Below are 20,574 nucleotides of genomic sequence, written 5' to 3'. Positions count from 1 at the left end.
CGGTCCTCCCACAGGTGAACGTGACGGACAGTGACGGGCAGAGGGAACGGTGAAGCTGGGCTAGCGGCCCGGTGGTAGGGGTCACAAACCTCATTCAGGGGCGGTTTTGGGGGTGTTGGCTGGTCAGGGCGCTAGCGGCTAACGTGCTGGTGATCGCAGGGTTGGGGTGCTAGCGGGGGTGCTAGCGCTAGCAGGGTGGGTCGCTAGCACTAGCACCCGAATCGGGCCTACTCGGCACTCCGCTTGTGATTACGGTCGGTGATGGCGGTGGTGATGTCGGCACGGTGAGGGCCGCGGCGGTTGACGGTCTTGCCGTCGATGCGCCGACCGACCTGCCCGACCTTGACGCCATGGGTGGACAGGGCGGAGGTGAGCTGGGCGGGCTTCCACCCGGCGTACACCTCGGGCCGCATCTCGGCGAGCAGTTCCAGCAGAGTCTCGTTCCATGCGGCGTCCTCCCCGGCGGGCCACACGGTGGCGACGTCGGCGAGCACGTCATAGGCCGGGCTGGTCTCCCGGGTCTGGGTGCCTTCGGCGGGCAGGGTCCCGGCATCCCGCCGCAGGGTGACGGCGCGGTCGATGATGCGGGCGGCTTGGTCGGAGTCGACGTAGAAGGAGCACCGGGCGCCGGTCTCGCCGATGCCGCGCAGGATGCCCCATCCGGCTTCGCCGCCTTCGGTGGGGGGTCCGGGCTTGAAGACGGTGGCGCGGTGGCCGAGCTTGTACTGGCTGGTCCCGAGGATCATGTCGTTGGCGGTTTGGTCGGCCACCGACAGGCAGAACCGGGTGTTGACGTTGCGGGTGATCCCGGTGGGCAGGCTGTCCTTGTCGGGGATCTGCGTCCCGATGATCAGGACCACCCCGAGGGCGCGGCCGAGTTTGATGACCTTCTCCAGGATCTCCCCGGCCCGCCTGCCGTGCGGGGACAGCATGAGTTCCTGGAGTTCGTCCAGGCACACCACCAGCGGATGCAGCCCCGACCCTTTGAGGGAGGCGAGTTCGGGGGTGACCTTGTTTTCGGGGGCTTTGCCGGCGGCGGCGTAGTGGTCGATGCGCTTGGAGCGTCGCTGGCACTCCTCATACAGCCACTCGATGAGCTGGGCGCATCCGGTCAGGGTGTCGTCATCGAACCCGTTGCCGTACTCAGCGCACACCGGCGCCAAAGCTTTGAAGTCCCCCACCCCCTTCATCTCATAGATCCGCAGCTCAGCCCGCGGGTCCAGCGCGGCGGCCAGCGCCAGCAACCGAAGCGCGAACGTCTTGCCGGAACCGGGTTGTCCGCCGAACAGCCAGTTGCGGTACATCAGCGAGGCGTCCACCACGTTCATGCGGGGGGTGGTGGCGAACGGGAACGGCTTGAACACATCCACCTGCCCGCCCTTGAGCAGCGGCCAGGACGGTTGCCGCATCTGTGAGGCCGGTTCGTGTCCGACCCACAGGGCCAGGCGGCCGGTGTGCCCGGGGGCCGGTTCGGGCCACACCTGGTCCAGCGGCAACCGCAGCCCGGAGGCGAGCCGGCCGCGGCGGGCGATGACGTCGGCGGCCTCCACCCCATAGGGCAGGTCCACGATCGCCAGGTGCCCGGGGCCATCCCGGTGGATCTCCACGGGGAAGGAGATCGCGCCCGGGTCCTTGGCGACCGCCGAGTTGATCCCCGCCAGTTGCAGGGACATCAGGGCACGGCGCACCAGGTCGGCGGTCAGCTTGCGGTAGGTCTTGCCTTGTGACACCCGGTCGGTGATCGGCCGATCGGCGGGGCGGCCGGCGCGGGCCAGCACCGGCAACCCCACCGCCAAAGCGGCGGCCCGCCACCACCATGGGGCGTCGCCGAACACCAGCACCATCCCACCGGCCGCGGCCACCGCGCCCACCCCGGCGGCCAGCGACCACCGCCATTTGGCCTGACGCTGCCGGCGCGCGTCGAGCTTCATCCAGGTGTCGGCGTCCCCGCGCTGGGCGGCGGCCTGCCGCAGGTCCCAGTTACCGTCTTCGGCGGAGGCCCAGCGCAGCAACCGCACCACCAGGCGGGCCGCACCGACGGGGGCGAACACCAGCACCTTGGCGGCGTACTTGGGGAAGCGGACCGCGTGGAACTCCACCCGGTAGCGCACCTCACCCGCGGCCCACCTGACAGACTCGCGCACCGCTGCGCGGGAGTTCATCCACGACGGGATCACCGGCGGGCGCACCTCAGCGCGAGTGCGGCGCGGGTGGAAACGGCGCGGCTCGTCGGGCGGGTCCACCGGGGCGCCCACGACGGTGCCGGTGATGACCACCGATTCGGCGTCGTCGGCGTCCGGGGCGTCGGCGTTGTCGGGGATCTCCTCGGCAGGCTGGTCGAGGTGGGCGGGCCGGCGCTCGCGCGCCCATCTGGGCACCGGCCGGCCGGTCGGCACCGACTCAGCGCCGGTTCCGGCGTCGGTGTCGGGACGCAGCGGAATCACCTCGGCGTCACCGCGGTCGTTCCTGTTCGGGATCGTGTTCTCGGTCATCGTTACGCCTCCCGCCAGGTACGGCCGTCGTGGTCGAGCAGGAAACGGTGGTCGTTGCGGCACTCCCACCAGTCGCCCGGGTAGTCCGGGCTGATGCAGTCCCATCGGGTGTCCTGGGCGCCGCAGGTCGGGCACGGCGGGCCGTCCAGGCCCCGCCAGGGCCGTTCCTCCCAGGGCGGCGGCTCGAAGCGCGTCATCGGGTTCCCGGTCATGGTGGTTCACCTCCTATGAGGGGCCGGTCCGGGGGCGTTTCGTGGCTGGTGGCCCCCGGACCGGTCCGGGGTCACTGGGTGCTGTTGCGGAGTTCGTCGCGGACCTGGCGGGCGGTGTCGGTCCCGCACCGCAACGCGGCACGGAGCGCGGTCGCCGAGGGATTCACCGGCAGCGCCCCGGCGGCGATCAGGTCCCGTGCCCGACGGGTCAACTCGCCTACGTCGGCCCGCACCGCAGGGCTACCGGCGGGGTCGCCGGTGGGCGCGTTATGCCTGTACGTAGGGGCAGTAGGGGCACCGGTAGAGGCGCCGGTAACGGTGCCGTGGTCGAGCCCGGCGAACGCCTCCAAAATGATCGGCAGAGCGGTCACCACGGCCACCGCGACGACCGGTCCCAGTAGGTGCAGCACCAGCCGGGAGAGGCTGAACTCGGCGGCGATGCCGGGGGCGTAGGGCCATCCGTTCATGGCGAGCGTCAGTGCCAGGAACAGCCATTCGATCCGGGTCAGGGTCGGCGAGTGGATGGGTTGGCCGCGGGTGCCCATGTATGCCTTGGCGCCTACCACCACCAGCAGCGCCAGTGACATGAACGGCTCTACCAGCCAGGCGAACAGCCACGACGGCGACCATGCGGGGGCGCCGTCGGCGGCGAACTTCTGCACACCGGCCGTGGACCACGCCAATGCCAGGGTCAGCGACACCATCGCGGCGGTCACCAGCACCCGGCGCATCCGTGCGGCCTGCCAGGCGCGCATTGCCGGGTCTTGGGCCAGGGCGTGCAACCGGGCGGCCTCGTGCGCGGCGCGCCGACGGCGGCGGACCTTGCGGCTGTCGAGTAGCAGCGGGGTGTCATCGTCGTGCAGGTCGGCCAACATCCGAGCTTCGGCGACCTGCGCGCGCAACCTGCGCACCCGGCGAGTCTCCCCGTCGAACTCGTCCGAGCCGTTCGGGGCGGGCGGTTCGGTGGGGGCGTGGGCGGCCAGGTGCGCCTCTAGGGCGGCGATGCCCTGCCCGATGTCCTCGGGGTCCGGGTCGGGGGTGGGGAGTCGGGTGGTCACAGCGCCACCCCCGCCAGCAGCGCAGCACCGACCAAGACCAGACCGGCCGTCATCAGGTCCACCGACCGCCGTAGCCGTACGTTCTTGGCACGGGCGATGCGCGAAAGCACCAGCAGTTCGGTCGCCTGGTGCTCTTCGACACCGTGGGGATTGAGGAGCATCAGGCCACGGCGGATCTCCGGGGCACTCTGGGTGGCGTACCGCAGGAACCCGGTACAACCGAGCCGGGGCCGCAGCACCCCAGCCAGCAGCAGCACCGCGGCAGCGGCCAGGGCGATGCCGGCGGCGGCCAGCAGCGCCCGTACCGGCCACGGTTCGGCCGTGCCGGTCTGGGTGACCAGGAACGCCAGCGCGGCCCCCGACAGCCCGGCCAGGGTGGCGCACTTGGCGTCGATGCGCACGAGTTCACCGCGCACGGCCGCCAGCTCGTCGGCGAGCAAGCCGATTCCCTCGGTGTTCATCGGCCGCCCTCGTTTCCCGCAGTGGCGTGGGCGGGGGCGGGGTCGAGTTGGATCACCGGTTCGTAGGACCGGCGCGCGTTGTCCTTCTCGCGCGCTTGGTCGGTGAGGCGGGAGAAGCCGTAGCGCACCCCGGCTGCGCGGAACTCCACGCCCCGGGAGTGCTCGCCGTACTCGCGGTACTCGTGGTCGATGCCGGCCGCGGCCAGCGCGGCGGCGGCCCGGTCGATGACCTCGAACGCCTCATCCTGGGTGCCGCCCAGCGCGAAGGAGATCGACCCAAGGTCGTAGTGCGGGACCTCGGGCAAGCGCTCCAACAGGTCCGCCAGCGTCCGCAGCCCGGTGATGTAGTCGGCCCGGGCGTGTTCCTGGGTGGGGGTGGTGTCGGTCATGATGGGGGTGCTCCCTTTTCCTGTTTGGGGTTGAGGGGCCACCGGGGGCGGGCCGTTCTTGGTCGGAGGCCGCCCCCGGTGCCCAAGCCGGCCGGGTTAGGACCGGCAGCAGCGGTTGGCGTCGGATGCGTCGTCGTAGGCGTTGCCGCACTCGGGGCACTCGTGCCAGCTCACGCGGATCACTCCCTTCCGGGTTTGGTGGGGTTGAGGGGCCACCGGGGGCAGGCCGTTCTTGGTCGGAGGCCACCCCCGGCGCCACAGCTACTTCTTGCCGGTCGTGCCGTTCTTGGCGTCGTAGGCGTCGCGGACGCTCTTGGGTTCGCCGTGCGGCCAGTCGGCGGACTTGCCCTTGCTCGCGTCGGTGCCGGCCATCGGTGGGGTTCCTTCCTGTTCGTTGGTGCGGGCGGGTCAGGGGATCAGGTGGGCCAGGACGACCATGGAGAACGCACCCACCAGCAACCACCAGGTGGCAAAGCGCACCCATGCGCGGGCGGTCACGGCGTCGCACCCCCGCTCAGGTCCTCCGGGCGGTCGGGGGTCAGGCGGACTTCCAGGTACACCGAGCACAGTTGGCTGTCACCGCGGCGCGGGTAGGGGCGGGAGGTCTCCAGCACCGTGAACGTCCGTCCCAGCGCTGCCAGGGCGGTGGGCAGTTCCTCGGCCGTCCCGATGATGCGAACCTTCATCACGCCACCTCACCCAGCGACAGCCCCTCGGGCAGGTCATCGGCCAGGGCGGCGATCTGGTCAGCGGTCAGACCGGCCCAGATGCCGCACTCGGGCAGGACGCGCAGCGCGAATTCCAGGCACTCAAGACGCAGCGGGCAGGCCGCGCACACCTCACGGGCCACGTCCTCACGGGCCGCGCACTCCTCGGGCGACTCGTCGGCGAATTCGTCCGGCCCAGTGTGCAGATCCGGGTCAAACCGGCATTGCGCACCCTCAAGCAGGTCATCACGCAAGTCCCGCAGCGGCACCACGACCGCATCCAGAACCAGGGGCAGGGGGATGAACACGTCTTCCTCCACATCGATCGACACGGGAAGCGGTCCCGGCACCCAGCGCCCCACGGCACTCCCTTGGGTGCCGGAACCGCGGGCGGTCACTGGAACGCCTCCACGAACGTCCCGAGCGACTCGGCCAGACCCAGAGCAAGACCACCGGCCTGCTTGACCAGCAGCGCGGCGGCCTCAGGGCTCTGGATCGCGAACACCACGAACACCGCGGCGGCCACGTACCGGCCGTACTTCTTGGGCTGAGGAAACATCGGCGGAACCTCCTTGGATCCGTTAGCGCAACTATGAGCGCTAAAAGTAGCGCTGTCAAGAGCGCGATTACCTGAGTACGCTTCGATCGGTGGGTCTAGGGCCTAGCCCCTGGTCAGGAGGGTGATATGGGTGATTGGGCAGCCGTTGCGCGGGCGGTCAACGAGCGGATGCAGGAACGTGGGATCACTCAGCGGGAACTGGCTGAGCGCTCGGGTATCTCGCCTGCAACGCTGCGGCAGATCCAACAGGGGATGGATCGCCAGCGCTCGCGTGCGACGCTTGCGGCCATCTCTCGTGCCCTCGGTTTCTCCGAGGATCATTTGCGACGGGTGTCGATGGGAGGTCGAGCCAGCGAGCCCAGTGGGACGGATGCGCCGGTCCTGGAAGGTCTGCGCGCAGAGCTGGCAGACCTCCGACAGCGCGTTGAGGACATCGAAACGCGCTTGCGTCAGTAGGTGGGCGTTCATCCGCAGAACCTCCTTTCAGCCGGTCGACTCTGGGGCGGGGTGCTCGTTACCTTTGGACACGACCTAGCTTGCTTGACCTCCCAGAGCGCACGACAGGGCGCACAGGGGGGCGCAGATGTGCACTCGGGATGGGGGTATGACGGCCAGAGCCCCGAACGATCGTCTTGCTCGTCTGATGGCGCAGGCTGGTTTCACCTCGCATAAGGCGTTCGCGCGCGCCGACATGGACGAGTCGCGGAGTGCTGGACAGCCCTTGACCCGATGCGATCACACCTATGTGGCTCGTTGGCTTGAGGGCATGAAGCCACGTGGTAAGACTCCGACGTTCATCGCTGCGGCGCTTGGGCGGAAGTTGGGCCGACCGGTAACGCTGGCGGAAATCGGCATGGCCACCGCTGCAAACGTATTGCCGGCTGACCTCGGCATGACCTATCCCGAGACGCTTGATACCGGTGCGGAAAGTCTTGCCCACCTCTGGCATGCAGATCTAGACGGCGCCACTCTTCTTGTTAAGGGGCAAGTCGATCCAGACGCATGGAATCAGGCCACGTTGCGTTGGCTCATCAATCCCGATGTCCCGTTTGCTAATCGGCGGACGGTTGGGCCGAAGATCGGGATTTCTGACGTTGAGCGCTTCCGGGCAACGGCTGACATGTTCGTTCAGCTTGATAATCGCTTTGGCGGTGGTCATGCTCGCCAGTCGCTTATTCAGTACTTGGCCTCTGATGGTGAGCGAATGCTGCGCGGACAGCACGCGGAACCGGTACGTAAGGCGCTTTTTTCGGCGGTGGCGGAAGCAACGCTACTTGCGGCGTGGATGTCGTATGACAGTGCCTTGCATGGACTGGCTCAGCGATATTTCATCCAGGCTTTGAGTCTCGCTCAAGCTGGAGATGATCGCTTGTTGGCCGCAAGCATTCTCGACGCCATGAGTCATCAAGCGACATTCGTGGGGCGATTTCAGGATGCGGCGAACCTTGCGCGTGCTGCGCGTAGTGGCACTCAGGGAGTCGCGACACCTACCCTATCTGCGCACTTCTACGCGATGGAGGCTCGCGCGCTTGCTCGACTCGGGGACGCTCGTGCATGCGACCTTGCCTTGTCTGAGGCGGTGCGAGCATTTGAGCGGCGAAATACCGAAAATGACCCCGAGTGGATTCGCTACTTCGATGACGCCGAACTGTCTGCAGAGTTCGGGCACTGTTTCCGTGACCTCGGCCGGTCGGTAGATGCGTCTCTCTACGCGAATCAATGCTTGGGCACCATCGATGATGGCGTGTATCTGCGCAGTGACTTCTTTGCGACTATGGTCCTTGCGGATGCCCATCTGGGGGCCGGCGAGGTGGAGCGAGCCTGTAGCGTCGCTCTTGATGCCCTGACCTTGGGGGAGCAGCTCCGGTCGGCGCGATGTGTGAGCTACCTTCGTGAGTTTCGTCAGCGCCTCGCCGGTATCGGGCATACAGCAGTCGTAAGTGACTTCCGTGAACAGGCGGAAGTATCACGTCTATGGCGGATTGCTTCGACGCCTTGATTGATCAGAAGGCTAGTAAGGGTGCCAATCTTTTCGGCTTGCACCTGTACGAAGCGCCGAAATCCGCTTCCTTGCCTCTGTGGCAGTCTGTTCACTCTCGCCTGACTTCTGGCTAATCCAAGTCACCATGAGAAATTCTCGAACATCACGCATGACTGGGTAGCCAGTCCACTTCATGATGTCGAATCCATAGACCTCGGTGAAGGTCTCATATTCCTCACGAGTGTGCCAACCAAATCTATCGTAGTAAATCGCGGTAAGGGCTAGATCCCACTCTCGGGGGCCGACAGTGAAGCCATCCAGGTCGATAAGGGTGGCCTTGCCGTGTCGGTCGCGGAGTACGTTGCCAACGTTCGCATCTCCGTGGATAGCACCTTGGGGGAGAGAGAAACTCAGGGCGGAATAACTAGCCTTGAGTTCAGTGAGCTTTTCCGTCAGGAAGTCACGGTCGGCAGGGCTAAGCTTGGTACTCGACTGAATACGGCGATCTGCTTTTTCAAATGGCGACAGTGGGGGGAGTTCTAGGTTGGGGGGAAGAGTAAGCGCGTGAAGCTGTGCGAGGACTTCGGCTGTCTCGCGGACTGAAGCGTATTCGTCTCCGTTGTCAGAGAGCGCTTCCCAGAAAGTCACGCACCGGTCGTCAACGATAACCGGCTGATCGAGAGAAAGTGCGCGCACCGCCGGGTAGCTGACAGATTCCAGCCAGCGGGCTACGCCGATTGCCCGATGGGCCTCCTGAACGTTGGCCCCCGTTCGGGAGATGCGAGCGACGACGGGAGCCGCCAACCGGTAGACAGCGTTGGAGCCCAAGCGCATGAGCTGGGCGCCCTCAGCGTCCAAACCCGCAAGCGCGCAAGCCCGTTCGAGGGTCAGGGCGGTGTCGGCAGGCGTGAACACGTCTTCGTGGGAGGACTTCGCCGGCGCGGTGTGGCCTGTCATGCTTCGCAAACTACCCTCTCTATGCCGGTCGTCCCGGTCGCCGGGGCGACGTCTTGCCTCAGGGAAGTACAGCCGTCCGGTACAGCTACAGCAGCGGCTAGCGCTGTACGCAGGTGGACGCCGGTAGACGGGGGAGGGGCGCTGACGTTGGGCTGAACAGGGGGTGGTCGAGCTTGCGGGTAGCTGGGGGTCAAGGGGTCGTGGGTTCAAATCCCGCCGTCCCGACGCAGGTCAGGCCTACTTTAGGGCCTCGCTCGGAGAGGTGAAAAACCTCTCCTGGGAGAATTTCGGGAGACGATCTTGGAATCGTCTCCCTTTTTCCTTGTCCGGGCCTGGAGGAGTTCCTCCAGGACGGGATGGGGGAGTGGGCGTTGATCGCCGCCCGGGCCTCCAGCGAGGCGTGCCAGTGGTGATGTTCCCCCGGTTTCACGGACCCTGGCGGGGGTCTGGAAATCCCAGGGCTTGCGGCGAACTGAAGGATCCTCAGTGAACCGAGGGCGGCTTTGGTCCGTGGTGGGCGTATCCGGTCCTTGGGTTCGGGAGCAAGGGACGACGTACGGCTCGGCAGGCTGGCCGGGGGCGGTGAACGCATCGGCAGGCTGATCGTCGACGAGCAGCGGCGGACGCCGCGCTTGCGTTCGAGCGCGCTCGAACTCCTAGCGTCGTTGGCATGACATCTCAACCAGGGACTCAGCGGACATGGATCATCACCGGCGCGTCGGCGGGCTTCGGCCGTGCCATCGCCGAGTGCGCGGTCGGGCGGGGCGACAACGTGGTGCTGGCCGTGCGGCGGCCCGGGTCGGTGGCCGACCTCGCAGACGCCCACCGCGACCAGGTGCTGGTCGCCGAGCTCGACGTGCGTGACACCGGGCGCGCCGGGGACATCGTACGGTCGGCGGTCGACCGGTTCGATCGGGTGGACGTGCTGGTGAACAACGCCGGCCGCGGGGTCATCGGCGCGGCCGAGGAGATCGGCGAGGAGGAGCTTCGCGCGTCTTTGGAACTGCACCTGCTGGGTCCGGCGGCGCTCGTGCGGGCCGTCCTGCCGTACTTTCGTGAGCAGGGGTCGGGCACGATCGTGCAGATGAGCAGCCAGGGTGGGCGCACCTCCTTCCCCGGTGTCGGCGCGTACTCGGCCGGCAAGTTTGCGCTCGAAGGTTGGTCGGAGGCGCTGGCCAGCGAGGTCGCGCCGTTCGGGGTCCGGGTGATGATCGTCGAGCCGAGCCGGTTCCGCACCTCGTTCAACGCGCCCGACGTGCTCGGGTTCGCCGACGCCAGCGCCGCGTACACCGGGCTGCTGGAGGCCGTCCGCAACGACATGGCGAGCGCCGACGGGATTCAGGAGGGCGATCCAGTACGGGCCGCGGAGATCATCGTGAACCTGGTCGCCGGTGACGAGCTGCCGCTGCGCCTTCCGCTCGGGCGTGAGGCGGTCGAGCGCATCGGAAGGTCCTACCGGCAGAACCTGGAGGAGCTCGAACGCTGGGCCCCTGCCGCGCGTGCCGCCGACTTCCCCGGCGTTACCGCATCCGCCCGGCCGATCTAGAGTGTCGCCATGGCCACGGACGATCTGATGTCGAAGGCGCTCGCTGCCCTCGACGAGGTCGACGGCCCGATGTCGGTCGAGGTAATCCACCGCCTCGTCGACGTCAGCGCCGCCACCGCCCCCATGACCATCACGGAGGTCGCCGACCTGCTCGACATGTCGCCGCACACGCTGCGCTACTACGAGCGGATCGGGCTGGTCGAGGTGGCCCGCGACGCCAGCGGCCACCGCAGCTACGACGCGAAGGCGGTACGGAGACTGGTATTCCTGACCCGCATGCGGCTGTCCGGGATGGCCATGCGCGACCTTCAGCACTACATGCGGCTGGCCGACAAGGGCGACGACACCGTCCCCGAGCGCCTTGACCTGCTGCTCGAACACCGCGACACGATCCGCCGACAGCTCAAGGAGCTGACCCTGTCGCTGGCGGCGACCGAATACAAGATCGCCACCTATGGCGGCCACACCGGCCCGTCGTCAGATGAGGAGGCCTGACCCGTCGGCACCGAACCGCGCCGAATGGGTCCACCGCGCCCAGTCGGTACGGTCACCCTCGTCTTCATCACTTGGGCGAAGACATCGGCTTGACGCGGACGTCATGATCGGAGCCGACGGCATCCACTCGCGGACCCGGCAGATCATCGACCCGGACGCACCGAAAGCCCGGTACCTGGGCATCGTGGGGCGGCGACGAACGGCTTGCCCGACTGGTCGTACGGCTCCTCACCCCGTACTTTCTCTGGAGGGCAGCCAAGGGCGGGATCGGATCCCTCGATTGGAGGTTCGACCACCGGGTCGACTGGGCTGGGCGGGTCGACCACGCCCGTGTGTGAAACGTCTCTCGGGGCACCCGGAAAGGGCCCGCTGCGATGCGGGCGCTTGACGGGTTTCGTTGGAGCCGCCCGCTTCGGGGCAGGACCTACATCGGAACCGGATTGAGTGTCATGAGGTAGGTATGACTGAGACGACTTACCGATCTGGGAGCCGATGACCGATGACCGCCCGCTCATTGCCGAGGAGCTCGAGGCTCATCAGCGTGTGGAGTTCTTCGTCGATCCGTTGGTCGTCGCTGATGAGTATTCGCGGGAATGGAGTCTGTTACAAGCGGATCGTCCGCCCGCGGGTTCCGGCTCCACCCGAGTACGTCACCGTGCCCCTGGCCAGGGCCGACGGTGACAGGGCAGGAGGCAATGCCCGTGAATTAAGCCGCAGGGTTCATGATCTTTATTTGTGGCGGTTCGGTGTGCCGGATGGTTTTGTGGTGGGGGCGCTTGACCGGATAGCTGTTGTGGCGGCCGCGTTTTACGACGCGGGGGCAGGTGCGTTCACGGCGTCGGCGGTTCGGTCGCTCATAGATCTCCTCGATCGTTTCAGTGAGCGTCAAAGTCAATGTTTGAGGGGGAAAAAGCCGCCTGGCCTGTAGTCTGCCGGCGGATAACGTTCAGTGATCTGGTGAAGGACATCCGGTCTGGATCGAGTTCAGCAGAGTGGCAGGATCGGTGTGGTTCCGAGCTGGCCGCCGCTGCCCTCAGCGGCCCGATCGTCAGACAGAGGCAGTGACGCAGCCGTGAAGGAGGGCTGAAGCCGTGCTACTGCTCCGCACCGACTTCTCTGACCAGGGAGTATGGGAGGCCGTATGCGTGGCCATCGGTACACCCAACGAGGATGGCTTCGTGGCCTCTGTGGGCGTTCTTGACGATCCTGCCTACCGAGATCTCACGACGGATCAGATACTCACGCTGCTCCCGGAAGAGTATCAGCGTCGGTTCATCGCGGTGGTGGACAAGACCACCATCGACTCTCCCGAAATGCTGTTGCTTGTCATTGACCTCTTGGCGGAACCCCGAGGAGAGGTCCGTGTCATTGCCGCCGAATTCTGGTCGATTGAGAATAACCTCTCGCTCGCCAACATGGATTTTCACGAGTTCGTCAACGCTGTTGACGAAGACGGTATCTTCCGAGGATTCTGAAGGTATGTCCCTCAGACCGTCCACGGTGGTGGCGCCGATCCGACGGCCGAAGGGGGTCGCTAAGGGCTCCAGAGCATCCCCGTTGGGTAGCAGGTCCGCGAGGGTGGCCGCGACCCCGGGCAGGGCGGCCTGAGCGTCCCTCCGGGCGTACGCGGCGGCCTGCTCCAGCTCACGCAGCGGCACCCCGAGTACCTGGGCGAAGGTGGGCAGCCACACGTCCGGGATGCGCTCCCCGCGCTCCCACCGGGAGACCTCGTTCCATGTGATCGACTGGGCGCCCGACACGGCGCACAGCGCGGCGGCGAACTGCCGCTGCGAGCGGCCGGAGCGCCGCCGCAAACCGGCGAGGTAGGCGCCGAACTCGCGGCGTCGCTCGGCGGTGCCGCTCATGGTGGCCCCCTTCCGTATCTAGTGTGGCCCCCTCCCTGGCCCCTGAACTGCTCACCTTGCTCGCATTGAGAGGGCAGGGGTTCGAATCCCCTCATCTCCGCTTCGGGCCTCTGCTCCCCGCGCACGCGGGGATGGTCCCCGGTGGTGCTGGGCGGCGGGGGGAATACCGGCTGCTCGCCCTCGCCGCGAAAGGCGAAGACGGGTCCACCCCGTAGCCCGGACAGCCTGGTGTCCCACTAGCGTGGAGCGCGGTCGTCGGGTGTGTGCGCCTTGAATCCATTCCACCGGCCACCTGGAAGCCGAACACGTCATCACCACCCGGCAAGGAGCGCGACGGTATGGGCGACATGGACCTGCTGCCCGAGGACGAGCAGATCATCGTCGGCACGGTGCGCGACTTCGTCGACAGGGAGGTCAGGCCGGTCGCCCGGGAACTCGAGCACGCCGACACCTACCCGCGGGCGCTGATCGAGCAGATGAAGGAACTCGGTGTCTTCGGGCTCGCCGTCCCGGAGGAGTACGGCGGCACTCCCGTCTCCATGCCCTGCTACGTGCTCGTCACCGAGGAGCTCGCCCGCGGCTGGATGAGCCTGGCCGGGGCGATGGGCGGTCACACCGTGGTGGCCAAGCTCCTGCACCGCTTCGGGACCGAGGAGCAGCGGCGCCGTTACCTCCCGCGGATGGCCACGGGCGAGATCCGGGCGACCATGGCCCTGACGGAACCCGGCGGGGGCTCCGACCTGCAGGCCATGCGCACCGTCGCCCGCAAGGACGCCGGGGACTACGTGATCAACGGCTCGAAGACGTGGATCACGAACGCCCGGCGTTCCGGGCTGATCGCCCTGATGTGCAAGACCGATCCCGATGCGACGCCCGCGCACAAGGGCGTCTCCATCCTCCTCGTCGAGCACGGCCCCGGTCTGACGATCTCCCGGGATCTCCCCAAACTCGGCTACAAGGGTGTCGAGAGCTGCGAGCTGTCCTTCGAGGACTACCGGGTCCCCGCCGAAGCCGTGCTGGGCGGTGTACCCGGCGCGGGGTTCGCGCAGATGATGAAGGGTCTGGAGACCGGGCGGCTCCAGGTCGCCGCCCGCGCGCTCGGCGTCGCCCGGGCCGCCCTGGAGGACTCGCTGGCGTACGCCCAGGAACGTGAGTCGTTCGGCAAGGCCATCTGGCGGCACCAGTCGATCGGCAACTACCTCGCGGACATGGCCACCTCGCTCTCGGCGGCGCGCCAGCTCACGCTGCACGCCGCCCGCGAGGCCGACGCCGGCCACCGTGTGGACCTGGAGGCGGGGATGGCCAAGCTCTTCGCCTCCGAAACCGCCATGCGGATCACCCTCGACGCCATCCGCATCCACGGCGGCTACGGCTACTCCACCGAGTTCGACGTGGAACGCTACTTCCGCGACGCCCCCTTGATGATCGTTGGAGAGGGCACCAACGAGGTCCAGCGCAATGTGATCGTCCGCCAGCTCATCGAACGCGGCGGATTGTGAACACCGCCGTCTCCGGGGGTGCGGCGCGGGAGACGACGGCTCGGCTCACAGGTACGGGTAGGTCCGCAGCTTGTAGGTGATGTCGTAGGCGAAGAACGCGGTGCACTCCTCGTCCTGGCTCGTCTTCTGGAAGGTGACGCGCCGGGACGTGCCGGGCAGCAGCGCAGGGCCCTTCGCGAGAACGTCGAGGAAGAACGGCTCCCTGAAATCGTTGCCCAGGGGCAACCACCACGGCGGGTCATCGTTCTCCAGCCAGCCCACCTCGTGAGTGATCAGGCCTCGGGAACTGCCGACCTCGGTGACCGTTCCCGCGAACTCCGGTACATCGGCCGTGGAGCCGTCCATGTCCGCCTCCACGACGGTGAAGCCGATCCCGGGCCTTCGGAAGCCGATGATCGGGTCGGCCGTGGAGACCAGGTCACAGAAGTCCAGTTCGTGGAAGCGCAGCGGCCCGTAGGTGACGTCGTACAGCGGCTCGACGGGGATCTCCCAGGGGATGAAGTAGACGTCCGCCCCCTGCTGGATCCTGATGCCGAGCCCGTTCGCGCGTTTCACCCCGTCGCCGGCCGGATAGTGGTGGAGGAACCGGTTGCCGGTGCCGTTGACGTAGTCCTGCTCGACCCACTGCGATCCGGCGGGCGTCGAGTAGCGGACGCTGATCTTCGTCGCGCCGACGTTCAGCCCCGCCGGCACCGTCACCAGCGTCGAGACGCTCTTGATCTTCACTTGCAGGGAGGCCGCGACCTTGCGGATCCCCGCGGTGGGCGCGTCGGGGAACGGCTCGTCATAGAGCTGGCCGGGCGGCGCGACGATCCCGCCCGTCCCCACCAGGAGGCGTTTGGTCTCCTCGGTGACCACCGGCCGCTCCACCGGCTCCACCGGCTCCGCGGGTTCCCCCGGACCGCCCGTACCCCCGGGCGGCAACGCCGCCGCCGGCGCCGCGGCACCGACCCCCACGACGAGCGCCATGCTCGCGGCCATCGCGCATCTTGCCAGCATCTTCATGGGCACCCCCGATCGACGAGACCCGAACGCTAAGCCCGTCCGGTTGCCGATCGGTTGCCGCGGTCCGGCCATGCCCTCGATGCACGCCGCCGCCTTCGGTACCGGGGCGGTGAATCGACTTTGATCTCGATGTTACGATCGCGCTCTGTTCATGGTCATCCGAGCGTGCGGTGGGGGTCAGCCGGTGAACCCGTCCTTCCATCTGTTCCTGCCCCAGATGCGGATGTCCCACGGGGCGATCGTGGAGCGCGCGCGTGCGGCCGAGGACGCCGGGTTCGAGGGCATGGCGTTCATGGACCACCTCGCTCCGCCCCTCGCCTTCGAACACGACATGTGGGACGCGATGACGATGGCGGGCTGGGTGCTCGCCCACACCACCACGCTCACCGTCGGGCACCTGGTGCTCTGCGACGCGTTCCGCCATCCCGCCGTGCTCGCCCGCCAGGTGACTTCGCTCGACCACGCTTCGGGGGGCCGGTTCGAGCTCGGCATCGGGTGGGGGTCCGTCCCCGCCGAGATGGAGGTCTTCGGGTTTCCGGCCGCCGAGCCGGCCGGGCGCGTCGGGCGGCTCGGCGAGTCGATCAAGATCATGCGTAGTCTTTGGAGCGGCGAGGAGATCGACCACCACGGCGAGCACTTCACGCTGACCGGGGCCCGGCAGAGACCCGTACCGACCCGGCGGATCCCGATCACGATCGGCGGAGCCGGGGCGCGGACCCTCGCCCTGGTCAGGGCCCATGCCGACTGGTGGAACGTACCGGTCCAGGCCCTCGACCGGCTCGGCGCCCTCCGGGACCAGGCGGGCGAGGCACGCGTGTCGATGCAGGTCATGGTCGCGCTCGTCCCCGACGAGGACCGGCGTGCGGAGGTGACCGCCCTGGCCCGGCGGCGGTTCGGCGCGACGAAGATGGGCGAGAGCCTCGTGGTGGGAACCGCTCCGGAACTGGCCGACCACTTCGCCCGCCGCCATGCCGAGGGCGTCGACCGGTTCTACGTCTGGTTCGCCGACTTCGCTCCGGTCGATACCCTGCACCGCTTCTCCGCGGTGGCCGGCGCGTTCACCGCCGGCTGACGGCGCGGTCCGGGCCCGGCTACCTGGTCGATCAGTCGCGCGCGGGTGCCTGGTCCGTGGTGGGGCCGCGCATGCCGAGCGCGTTCGTCCAGATGTGGGTGAGCTGGTCGGTCGCGGTGGCGAGGTCGAAGCCGAAGGTGTTGTCGGTGTTGAAGAGGTAGTCGGCGAAGTGGGCGACCATGCCGCCGAGCGCCTGGGCGGCGTAGGCGGGGTCGATCGCGGGGTCGGCGAAACCGCCCTCCTGGAGCTGGCGGATGCGGCGCTCGATGGCCCGGGCGAAGGCGTCCTGGCGTTGCATCCGGGTCTCGCGGACCGTGGCGTCGATGGTGGAGACCTGGTGGATGACCCGCATGATCTTGGCGTTGGCCCCGTAGGCCAGCAGGTAGTGCTCGTTCGCCGCGCGGATGCGTTCGATCGGGTCGGCGTCTGCGGGGGCGGGCTCCAGGGTGAGCAGGGTGAGCTCGACCGAGTCGACGATCTCGGTGAAGATCTCCTCCTTGGAGACGAAGTAGGTGTAGAAGGAGCCGTGGGAGATGCCCGCGGCATCGCAGATGTCGGCGATGCGGGCGTGCAGGAAGCCGTCGCGTTCGAATACCGCCTTGGCGCCCTCAAGGAGCCGGCGCCGGGTCTCGCGCCCGCGGACGGTGCGCCCGGTGCCGCGGCGCCTGTCGGTTTCCTCGTCGCCGCGCCGGCCTCGGCCGGCGTTGGGGAGGGCGGCCCTGCGGTCGGTCCGTTCAGGCAAAAGTGATCCTTTCTGGCGGTGCACGGCGGGCGACGGTTCCGCAGGTCGCCGGCCCTGCCACAGCGTAGGCCCTGCGGGCGTGCGGCGAGGGTCTCAATAATTGATTTCGATGTCGATATTGCTTCCATGCTCGGGGGAACACTACTGTGACCGGAAGCCGGCCCTGCCACACCGCGGCCTGCCGAGGCTCGGTCCGCCTCTGCCGGGTCGCCACGAGGAGCACAGGATGTCCGTCCCCCGAGGGCCACGTGGCCGTCGGTTGCCCTGCCGGTTCATCACGGCCGGCGGCCTGGCCGACCGGCCCGCACGCTAGGAGCGGTCGCTTGTCGCAGATCCCCTTCGCTCCCGACGTCTTCACCTGGCCCAGCGAGCGACCGCAGCTGATCGGCGGCCGGTGCGGGCGGTGCGGGACGACGACGTTCCCGATGCAGTCGTCGTGCCCGCGCTGCGGCGACCTCGGCATGGAGCAGGTGCTGCTGCCGCGCACGGGCACCCTGTGGACCTGGACCACCCAGGAGTTTTTGCCCAAGGAGCCCTACGCGAGCGGCGAGACACAGGAGACGTTCCGCCCCTTCGCCATCGGCCTGGTGCAGCTCGGGGACGAGGTGCGGGTCGAGGGCCGGCTGACGGTGAGCGACCCGGCCGAGATCAGTTTCGGCATGGAGCTGGAACTGGTGGTCTTCCCCTTCCGGGCCGAAGAGGACGGCACGGAAGTGATGTCGTACGCCTTCAGGCCGCTGAGCTAGGAGCCCCGCATGGACAACGTGGCGATCATCGGAGTCGGCATTCACCCGTTCGGGCGCTTCGGCGCGAAGTCCGCCATCGAGATGGGCGCGGAGGCGGTGCGCGGAGCCCTTGCCGACGCCGGCATCGAATGGAAGCAGGTGCAGTTCGCGTTCGGCGGCAGCCGCGAGGTCGACAACCCGGACGCGGTCGTCGGGCTGCTCGGGCTGACCGGCATCCCCTTCATGGACGTTTACAACGGCTGCGCGACCGCGGCGACCGCGCTGGAGCTGACCGCCGACGGCATCCGGTCCGGCAAGTACGACATCGGGGTCGCGGTGGGCATGGACAAGCACGACCCGGGCGCGTTCACGGCCGACCCCGTGCACTACGGCGCGCCGCCCTGGTACGGGGAGATCGGTCACTTCCTGACCACCAAGTTCTTCGGCATGAAGATCAACCGTTACATGCACGACCACGGGATCTCGCACCGGACGCTGGCCCGGGTCGCGGCGAAGAACTACCGCAACGGCGTGATCAACCCCAACGCCTTCCGCCGCAAGCCGCTGTCGGAGGAGGCCATCCTCGGCTCGCGCATGCTCAACTACCCGCTGACGAACTACATGTTCTGCAGCCCGGACGAGGGTGCGGCGGCGGTCGTGCTGTGCCGGGCCGACCTCGCGCACCGGTACACCTCCGCGCCGGTCTACCTGCGGGCGACGACGCTGCGCACGCGGTCCTACGGCGCGCACGAGGTGCACGCCTCGTGGGCGGCGGTCGAGCAGGCGGAGGCGCCCACGGTGTACGCCTCGCGCGCCGCCTACGAGGCCGCCGGCATCGGCCCGGAGGACGTCGACGTCATCCAGTTGCAGGACACCGACGCCGGAGCCGAGATCATCCACATGGCCGAGAACGGCTTCTGTGCCGACGGCGACCAGGAGAAGCTGCTCGCCGAGGGCGCCACGGAGATCGGCGGGCGGCTCCCCGTCAACACCGACGGCGGGTTGATCGCCAACGGTGAGCCGATCGGCGCGTCGGGACTGCGCCAGGTCCACGAACTGGTGCTCCAGTTGCGCGGGCAGGCCGGAGAGCGGCAGGTGCCCGGACAGCCCCGGGTGGGCTACGCCCAGCTGTACGGCGCCCCCGGCACCGCGGGGGTCTCCATCCTCACCCGCTGAGGCGGGCGGGCCTCCCGGCCCGCAGCCGGGCACCGCCCCGGGCCGCTTCCGGCGCGGTGCCCACGGCGGCACTCCCCGCCGTGGGCAGCCTGCGCCAGCGGCCTCCCGCCAGCGTTCGACCCGGGCGCCTACCTGCCTTGCCTGCTAGGCAAATTTGGCTAGTGAGGAGATCGGCGGTACGCTCCTTGCGAAGCTAGCCAAATTTGGCTAATTGAAGTCCGGGGAGTTCGATGAAGTCGGTACGGCTACTGGTCCTGGGAGCGCTGCGCGGGCGCGGGCGCGCGCACGGCTACCAGGTCCGCGCGGATCTGGAGTCGTGGGGTGCGCACGAGTGGTCCACCGCCACGTCGGGCTCGGTGTACCACGCGCTCAAGAGCATGGCCGGCCAGGGCCTGCTGGTGGCGCACGAGACGGCCCCCTCGAAAGCCGGGGGCCCACCGCGGATCGAGTACGAGCTGACCGACAAGGGGGAGCGGGAGTACTTCACCTTGCTGAGCCGGGCCCTCGCCGACCGCGAGCCGAGCCTGGATGTGCTGGGCGCCGCCGTTGGCCTGATCGAGGACCTTCCCCGGGAGCATGCCCTGCAGATGCTGCGCGAGCGAGCCCGCGCGATGCACGAGTGGCGCGCCGGCATCACCTCGTACCTGCCCGCGGGCACCGATCTGGACGACTGGGGGCCGGTGGGCGAGGTCCTGTCCCTGTGGCTGACCACCGCCGACACCGGCGCCCAATGGACCCACCGGCTGATCCGCCGCCTGGAGGAGGGCGCGTTCACCATGGCCGGCGAGGACCCCGACCCCACCCGGTAGCGGCCCGCTCTGCCGCGTCCCCGAGCCGGGCGGCGCAACGGCCCGCTTTCATCGGAACGGAGAGACCCATGGCCAACGAGATCACCGTGCCGCTGCTTCCCTGCCGGTCCATCGACGAGATCGTCGAGTTCTACACCATGCTGGGCTTCACCCGGACCTACTACCAGGTTCGTCCGAACCCGTACGTGTCACTCGAACGCGAAGACATCCAGCTCGACTTCTTCGGCATGCCGGACTTCGACCCCGCGGACTCCTACGGCAGCTGCCTGGTCATCGTGCCCGACACCGGGGAGCTCTTCGCGGCGTTCGCCGCGGGCATGCGCGAGGTCCACGGCAAACTCCTGGTCTCCGGGATCCCCCGGATGACCCGGCCCCGCAAGCGCAAGAACGCCGCGAACCATTCCGGATTCACCGTTGTCGACCCCGGCGGCAACTGGATCAGGATCATGGCCGCCAGACCCGCGCCCGAGGAGGTGGCCGCCGGCAGGCTCACCACGACGCTGCACAGGGCGGTCGTGATGGGCGACTCCCACGGCAAGCACGTACGGGCGGCCCAGATCCTGGACGCGGCCCTGGAGCGGGACAAGGACACCGCGACGGCGACCGAACTCCTCGAAGCGCTGGCTTACCGCGCCGAACTCGCCCTCCGCGCCGAGGATCCCGCCGCCGCCCGCGACGCCCTCGCCCGGGCCCGCGCGCTCGCCCTCTCCGCAACCGAGCGTGCCGACCTCGCCGGGACCCTGGCCGCCCTCGAAGACACGGAGACCGTGCTCCGGTCCGCACAGCGGCCCTGACCGGGGCCGGCACACCTGCTGACCGGGTGA

General features: G+C 68.2%; 22 protein-coding genes and 1 pseudogene. 11 read left to right on the top strand and 12 right to left on the bottom strand.

Annotated elements, in window-relative coordinates:
• Positions 1-227: 227 nt before the first annotated feature.
• The 8 genes from DPM19_RS05730 to DPM19_RS35145 form a co-directional block, all read right to left on the bottom strand.
• Positions 228-2,492 carry a hypothetical protein gene (locus DPM19_RS05730; RefSeq protein ID WP_199484877.1) on the bottom strand — a complete coding sequence of 755 codons (2,265 nt, stop codon included), beginning with the start codon at positions 2,490-2,492 and terminating at the stop codon, positions 228-230.
• Between the two features lie 2 nt (positions 2,493-2,494).
• Positions 2,495-2,704, bottom strand: a complete 210-nt coding sequence (locus DPM19_RS05725; protein ID WP_111863715.1) for a hypothetical protein — start codon at positions 2,702-2,704, stop codon at positions 2,495-2,497.
• Between the two features lie 71 nt (positions 2,705-2,775).
• Positions 2,776-3,762, bottom strand: a complete 987-nt coding sequence (locus DPM19_RS05720; RefSeq protein ID WP_111863714.1) for a conjugal transfer protein TraI — start codon at positions 3,760-3,762, stop codon at positions 2,776-2,778.
• Positions 3,759-4,223 carry a Pycsar system effector family protein gene (locus DPM19_RS05715; RefSeq protein ID WP_111863713.1) on the bottom strand — a complete coding sequence of 155 codons (465 nt, stop codon included), beginning with the start codon at positions 4,221-4,223 and terminating at the stop codon, positions 3,759-3,761. Before DPM19_RS05715 ends, DPM19_RS05720 begins: the two co-directional genes overlap by 4 nt.
• A complete protein-coding gene (locus DPM19_RS05710; RefSeq protein WP_111863712.1) occupies positions 4,220-4,612 on the bottom strand; it encodes a hypothetical protein in 393 nt (130 codons plus the stop codon). Before DPM19_RS05710 ends, DPM19_RS05715 begins: the two co-directional genes overlap by 4 nt.
• Positions 4,613-5,106: 494 nt before the next feature.
• Positions 5,107-5,298, bottom strand: coding sequence for a hypothetical protein (locus DPM19_RS05705; RefSeq protein WP_111863711.1), 192 nt, complete (start codon positions 5,296-5,298; stop codon positions 5,107-5,109).
• Positions 5,298-5,651, bottom strand: coding sequence for a WhiB family transcriptional regulator (locus DPM19_RS05700; RefSeq protein WP_158566710.1), 354 nt, complete (start codon positions 5,649-5,651; stop codon positions 5,298-5,300). Before DPM19_RS05700 ends, DPM19_RS05705 begins: the two co-directional genes overlap by 1 nt.
• Positions 5,652-5,713: 62 nt before the next feature.
• A complete protein-coding gene (locus DPM19_RS35145) occupies positions 5,714-5,878 on the bottom strand; it encodes a hypothetical protein (protein ID WP_158566709.1) in 165 nt (54 codons plus the stop codon).
• Between the two features lie 126 nt (positions 5,879-6,004).
• Here DPM19_RS35145 and DPM19_RS37030 point away from each other — a divergent pair, with 126 nt between their 5' ends.
• Both DPM19_RS37030 and DPM19_RS05690 read left to right on the top strand, forming a co-directional pair.
• Positions 6,005-6,334, top strand: a complete 330-nt coding sequence (locus tag DPM19_RS37030) for a helix-turn-helix domain-containing protein (RefSeq protein ID WP_111863709.1) — start codon at positions 6,005-6,007, stop codon at positions 6,332-6,334.
• A 148-nt stretch (positions 6,335-6,482) separates the two neighbouring features.
• A complete protein-coding gene (locus DPM19_RS05690; RefSeq protein WP_199484876.1) occupies positions 6,483-7,877 on the top strand; it encodes a transcriptional regulator in 1,395 nt (464 codons plus the stop codon).
• A gap of 12 nt (positions 7,878-7,889) precedes the next feature.
• On the opposite strand, the gene DPM19_RS05685 is transcribed toward DPM19_RS05690, so the two are convergent.
• Positions 7,890-8,816, bottom strand: a complete 927-nt coding sequence (locus DPM19_RS05685) for an aminoglycoside phosphotransferase family protein (RefSeq protein ID WP_199484875.1) — start codon at positions 8,814-8,816, stop codon at positions 7,890-7,892.
• Between the two features lie 670 nt (positions 8,817-9,486).
• Between DPM19_RS05685 and DPM19_RS05680 the strand changes: the two genes are divergently transcribed.
• From DPM19_RS05680 to DPM19_RS37025, 3 genes are all read left to right on the top strand, one after another.
• A complete protein-coding gene (locus tag DPM19_RS05680; RefSeq protein WP_111863707.1) occupies positions 9,487-10,362 on the top strand; it encodes an SDR family NAD(P)-dependent oxidoreductase in 876 nt (291 codons plus the stop codon).
• Between the two features lie 9 nt (positions 10,363-10,371).
• Positions 10,372-10,857, top strand: coding sequence for a MerR family transcriptional regulator (locus DPM19_RS05675; RefSeq protein WP_111863706.1), 486 nt, complete (start codon positions 10,372-10,374; stop codon positions 10,855-10,857).
• Positions 10,858-11,948: 1,091 nt separating this feature from the next.
• On the top strand, positions 11,949-12,332 hold the full coding sequence (locus DPM19_RS37025; RefSeq protein WP_407642486.1) for a DUF6924 domain-containing protein: 384 nt from the start codon (positions 11,949-11,951) through the stop codon (positions 12,330-12,332).
• Between the two features lie 174 nt (positions 12,333-12,506).
• On the opposite strand, the pseudogene DPM19_RS37020 reads toward DPM19_RS37025, so the two are convergent.
• Positions 12,507-12,722: pseudogene (locus DPM19_RS37020) on the bottom strand (helix-turn-helix domain-containing protein); the annotation flags it as partial.
• 338 nt (positions 12,723-13,060) lie between these two features.
• Between DPM19_RS37020 and DPM19_RS05660 the strand changes: the two are divergent.
• On the top strand, positions 13,061-14,221 hold the full coding sequence (locus DPM19_RS05660) for an acyl-CoA dehydrogenase family protein (RefSeq protein WP_111863704.1): 1,161 nt from the start codon (positions 13,061-13,063) through the stop codon (positions 14,219-14,221).
• Between the two features lie 45 nt (positions 14,222-14,266).
• Here DPM19_RS05660 and DPM19_RS05655 read toward each other — a convergent pair whose 3' ends face one another.
• Positions 14,267-15,226: a hypothetical protein gene (locus DPM19_RS05655; protein WP_146778746.1), complete on the bottom strand. Its 960-nt coding sequence runs from the start codon at positions 15,224-15,226 to the stop codon at positions 14,267-14,269.
• 151 nt (positions 15,227-15,377) lie between these two features.
• On the opposite strand from DPM19_RS05655, the gene DPM19_RS05650 reads away from it, so the two are divergent.
• Positions 15,378-16,298, top strand: coding sequence for an LLM class flavin-dependent oxidoreductase (locus tag DPM19_RS05650; RefSeq protein ID WP_111863702.1), 921 nt, complete (start codon positions 15,378-15,380; stop codon positions 16,296-16,298).
• Between the two features lie 31 nt (positions 16,299-16,329).
• Here DPM19_RS05650 and DPM19_RS05645 read toward each other — a convergent pair whose 3' ends face one another.
• A complete protein-coding gene (locus tag DPM19_RS05645; protein ID WP_111863701.1) occupies positions 16,330-17,040 on the bottom strand; it encodes a TetR/AcrR family transcriptional regulator in 711 nt (236 codons plus the stop codon).
• Between the two features lie 323 nt (positions 17,041-17,363).
• On the opposite strand from DPM19_RS05645, the gene DPM19_RS05640 reads away from it, so the two are divergent.
• From DPM19_RS05640 to DPM19_RS05625, 4 genes are all read left to right on the top strand, one after another.
• Positions 17,364-17,786: a Zn-ribbon domain-containing OB-fold protein gene (locus DPM19_RS05640; protein ID WP_111863700.1), complete on the top strand. Its 423-nt coding sequence runs from the start codon at positions 17,364-17,366 to the stop codon at positions 17,784-17,786.
• A 9-nt stretch (positions 17,787-17,795) separates the two neighbouring features.
• Positions 17,796-18,941 carry a thiolase family protein gene (locus DPM19_RS05635; protein WP_111863699.1) on the top strand — a complete coding sequence of 382 codons (1,146 nt, stop codon included), beginning with the start codon at positions 17,796-17,798 and terminating at the stop codon, positions 18,939-18,941.
• Between the two features lie 230 nt (positions 18,942-19,171).
• Positions 19,172-19,750 (top strand): PadR family transcriptional regulator, encoded by a 579-nt coding sequence (locus DPM19_RS05630; RefSeq protein WP_111863698.1) that lies wholly within the window; start codon positions 19,172-19,174, stop codon positions 19,748-19,750.
• Positions 19,751-19,818: 68 nt separating this feature from the next.
• The gene (locus tag DPM19_RS05625) at positions 19,819-20,544 is read left to right on the top strand and encodes a VOC family protein (RefSeq protein ID WP_111863697.1); all 726 of its coding nucleotides are present in this window, start codon (positions 19,819-19,821) and stop codon (positions 20,542-20,544) included.
• Positions 20,545-20,574 lie beyond the last annotated feature (30 nt).

This window comes from Actinomadura craniellae, from assembly GCF_003289645.1.
GTDB lineage: Bacteria > Actinomycetota > Actinomycetes > Streptosporangiales > Streptosporangiaceae > Actinomadura_D > Actinomadura_D craniellae.
Note: the sequence above shows the minus strand (reverse complement) of the source record. Positions and strands in the feature narration are given on the sequence as shown.

What these genes read in the sequence shown, in the direction of transcription:
- DPM19_RS05710 (WP_111863712.1), bottom strand. Translation starts at nt 4,612, where the DNA reads ATGACCGACACCACCCCCACCCAGGAACACGCCCGGGCCGACTACATC.
- DPM19_RS05660 (WP_111863704.1), top strand. Translation starts at nt 13,061, where the DNA reads ATGGGCGACATGGACCTGCTGCCCGAGGACGAGCAGATCATCGTCGGC.
- DPM19_RS05625 (WP_111863697.1), top strand. Translation starts at nt 19,819, where the DNA reads ATGGCCAACGAGATCACCGTGCCGCTGCTTCCCTGCCGGTCCATCGAC.
- DPM19_RS05655 (WP_146778746.1), bottom strand. Translation starts at nt 15,226, where the DNA reads ATGAAGATGCTGGCAAGATGCGCGATGGCCGCGAGCATGGCGCTCGTC.
- DPM19_RS05650 (WP_111863702.1), top strand. Translation starts at nt 15,378, where the DNA reads ATGGTCATCCGAGCGTGCGGTGGGGGTCAGCCGGTGAACCCGTCCTTC.
- DPM19_RS05675 (WP_111863706.1), top strand. Translation starts at nt 10,372, where the DNA reads ATGGCCACGGACGATCTGATGTCGAAGGCGCTCGCTGCCCTCGACGAG.
- DPM19_RS05630 (WP_111863698.1), top strand. Translation starts at nt 19,172, where the DNA reads ATGAAGTCGGTACGGCTACTGGTCCTGGGAGCGCTGCGCGGGCGCGGG.
- DPM19_RS05730 (WP_199484877.1), bottom strand. Translation starts at nt 2,492, where the DNA reads ATGACCGAGAACACGATCCCGAACAGGAACGACCGCGGTGACGCCGAG.
- DPM19_RS37030 (WP_111863709.1), top strand. Translation starts at nt 6,005, where the DNA reads ATGGGTGATTGGGCAGCCGTTGCGCGGGCGGTCAACGAGCGGATGCAG.
- DPM19_RS05690 (WP_199484876.1), top strand. Translation starts at nt 6,483, where the DNA reads ATGACGGCCAGAGCCCCGAACGATCGTCTTGCTCGTCTGATGGCGCAG.
- DPM19_RS05685 (WP_199484875.1), bottom strand. Translation starts at nt 8,816, where the DNA reads ATGACAGGCCACACCGCGCCGGCGAAGTCCTCCCACGAAGACGTGTTC.
- DPM19_RS05680 (WP_111863707.1), top strand. Translation starts at nt 9,487, where the DNA reads ATGACATCTCAACCAGGGACTCAGCGGACATGGATCATCACCGGCGCG.
- DPM19_RS05715 (WP_111863713.1), bottom strand. Translation starts at nt 4,223, where the DNA reads ATGAACACCGAGGGAATCGGCTTGCTCGCCGACGAGCTGGCGGCCGTG.
- DPM19_RS05635 (WP_111863699.1), top strand. Translation starts at nt 17,796, where the DNA reads ATGGACAACGTGGCGATCATCGGAGTCGGCATTCACCCGTTCGGGCGC.
- DPM19_RS05705 (WP_111863711.1), bottom strand. Translation starts at nt 5,298, where the DNA reads ATGAAGGTTCGCATCATCGGGACGGCCGAGGAACTGCCCACCGCCCTG.
- DPM19_RS05725 (WP_111863715.1), bottom strand. Translation starts at nt 2,704, where the DNA reads ATGACCGGGAACCCGATGACGCGCTTCGAGCCGCCGCCCTGGGAGGAA.
- DPM19_RS35145 (WP_158566709.1), bottom strand. Translation starts at nt 5,878, where the DNA reads ATGTTTCCTCAGCCCAAGAAGTACGGCCGGTACGTGGCCGCCGCGGTG.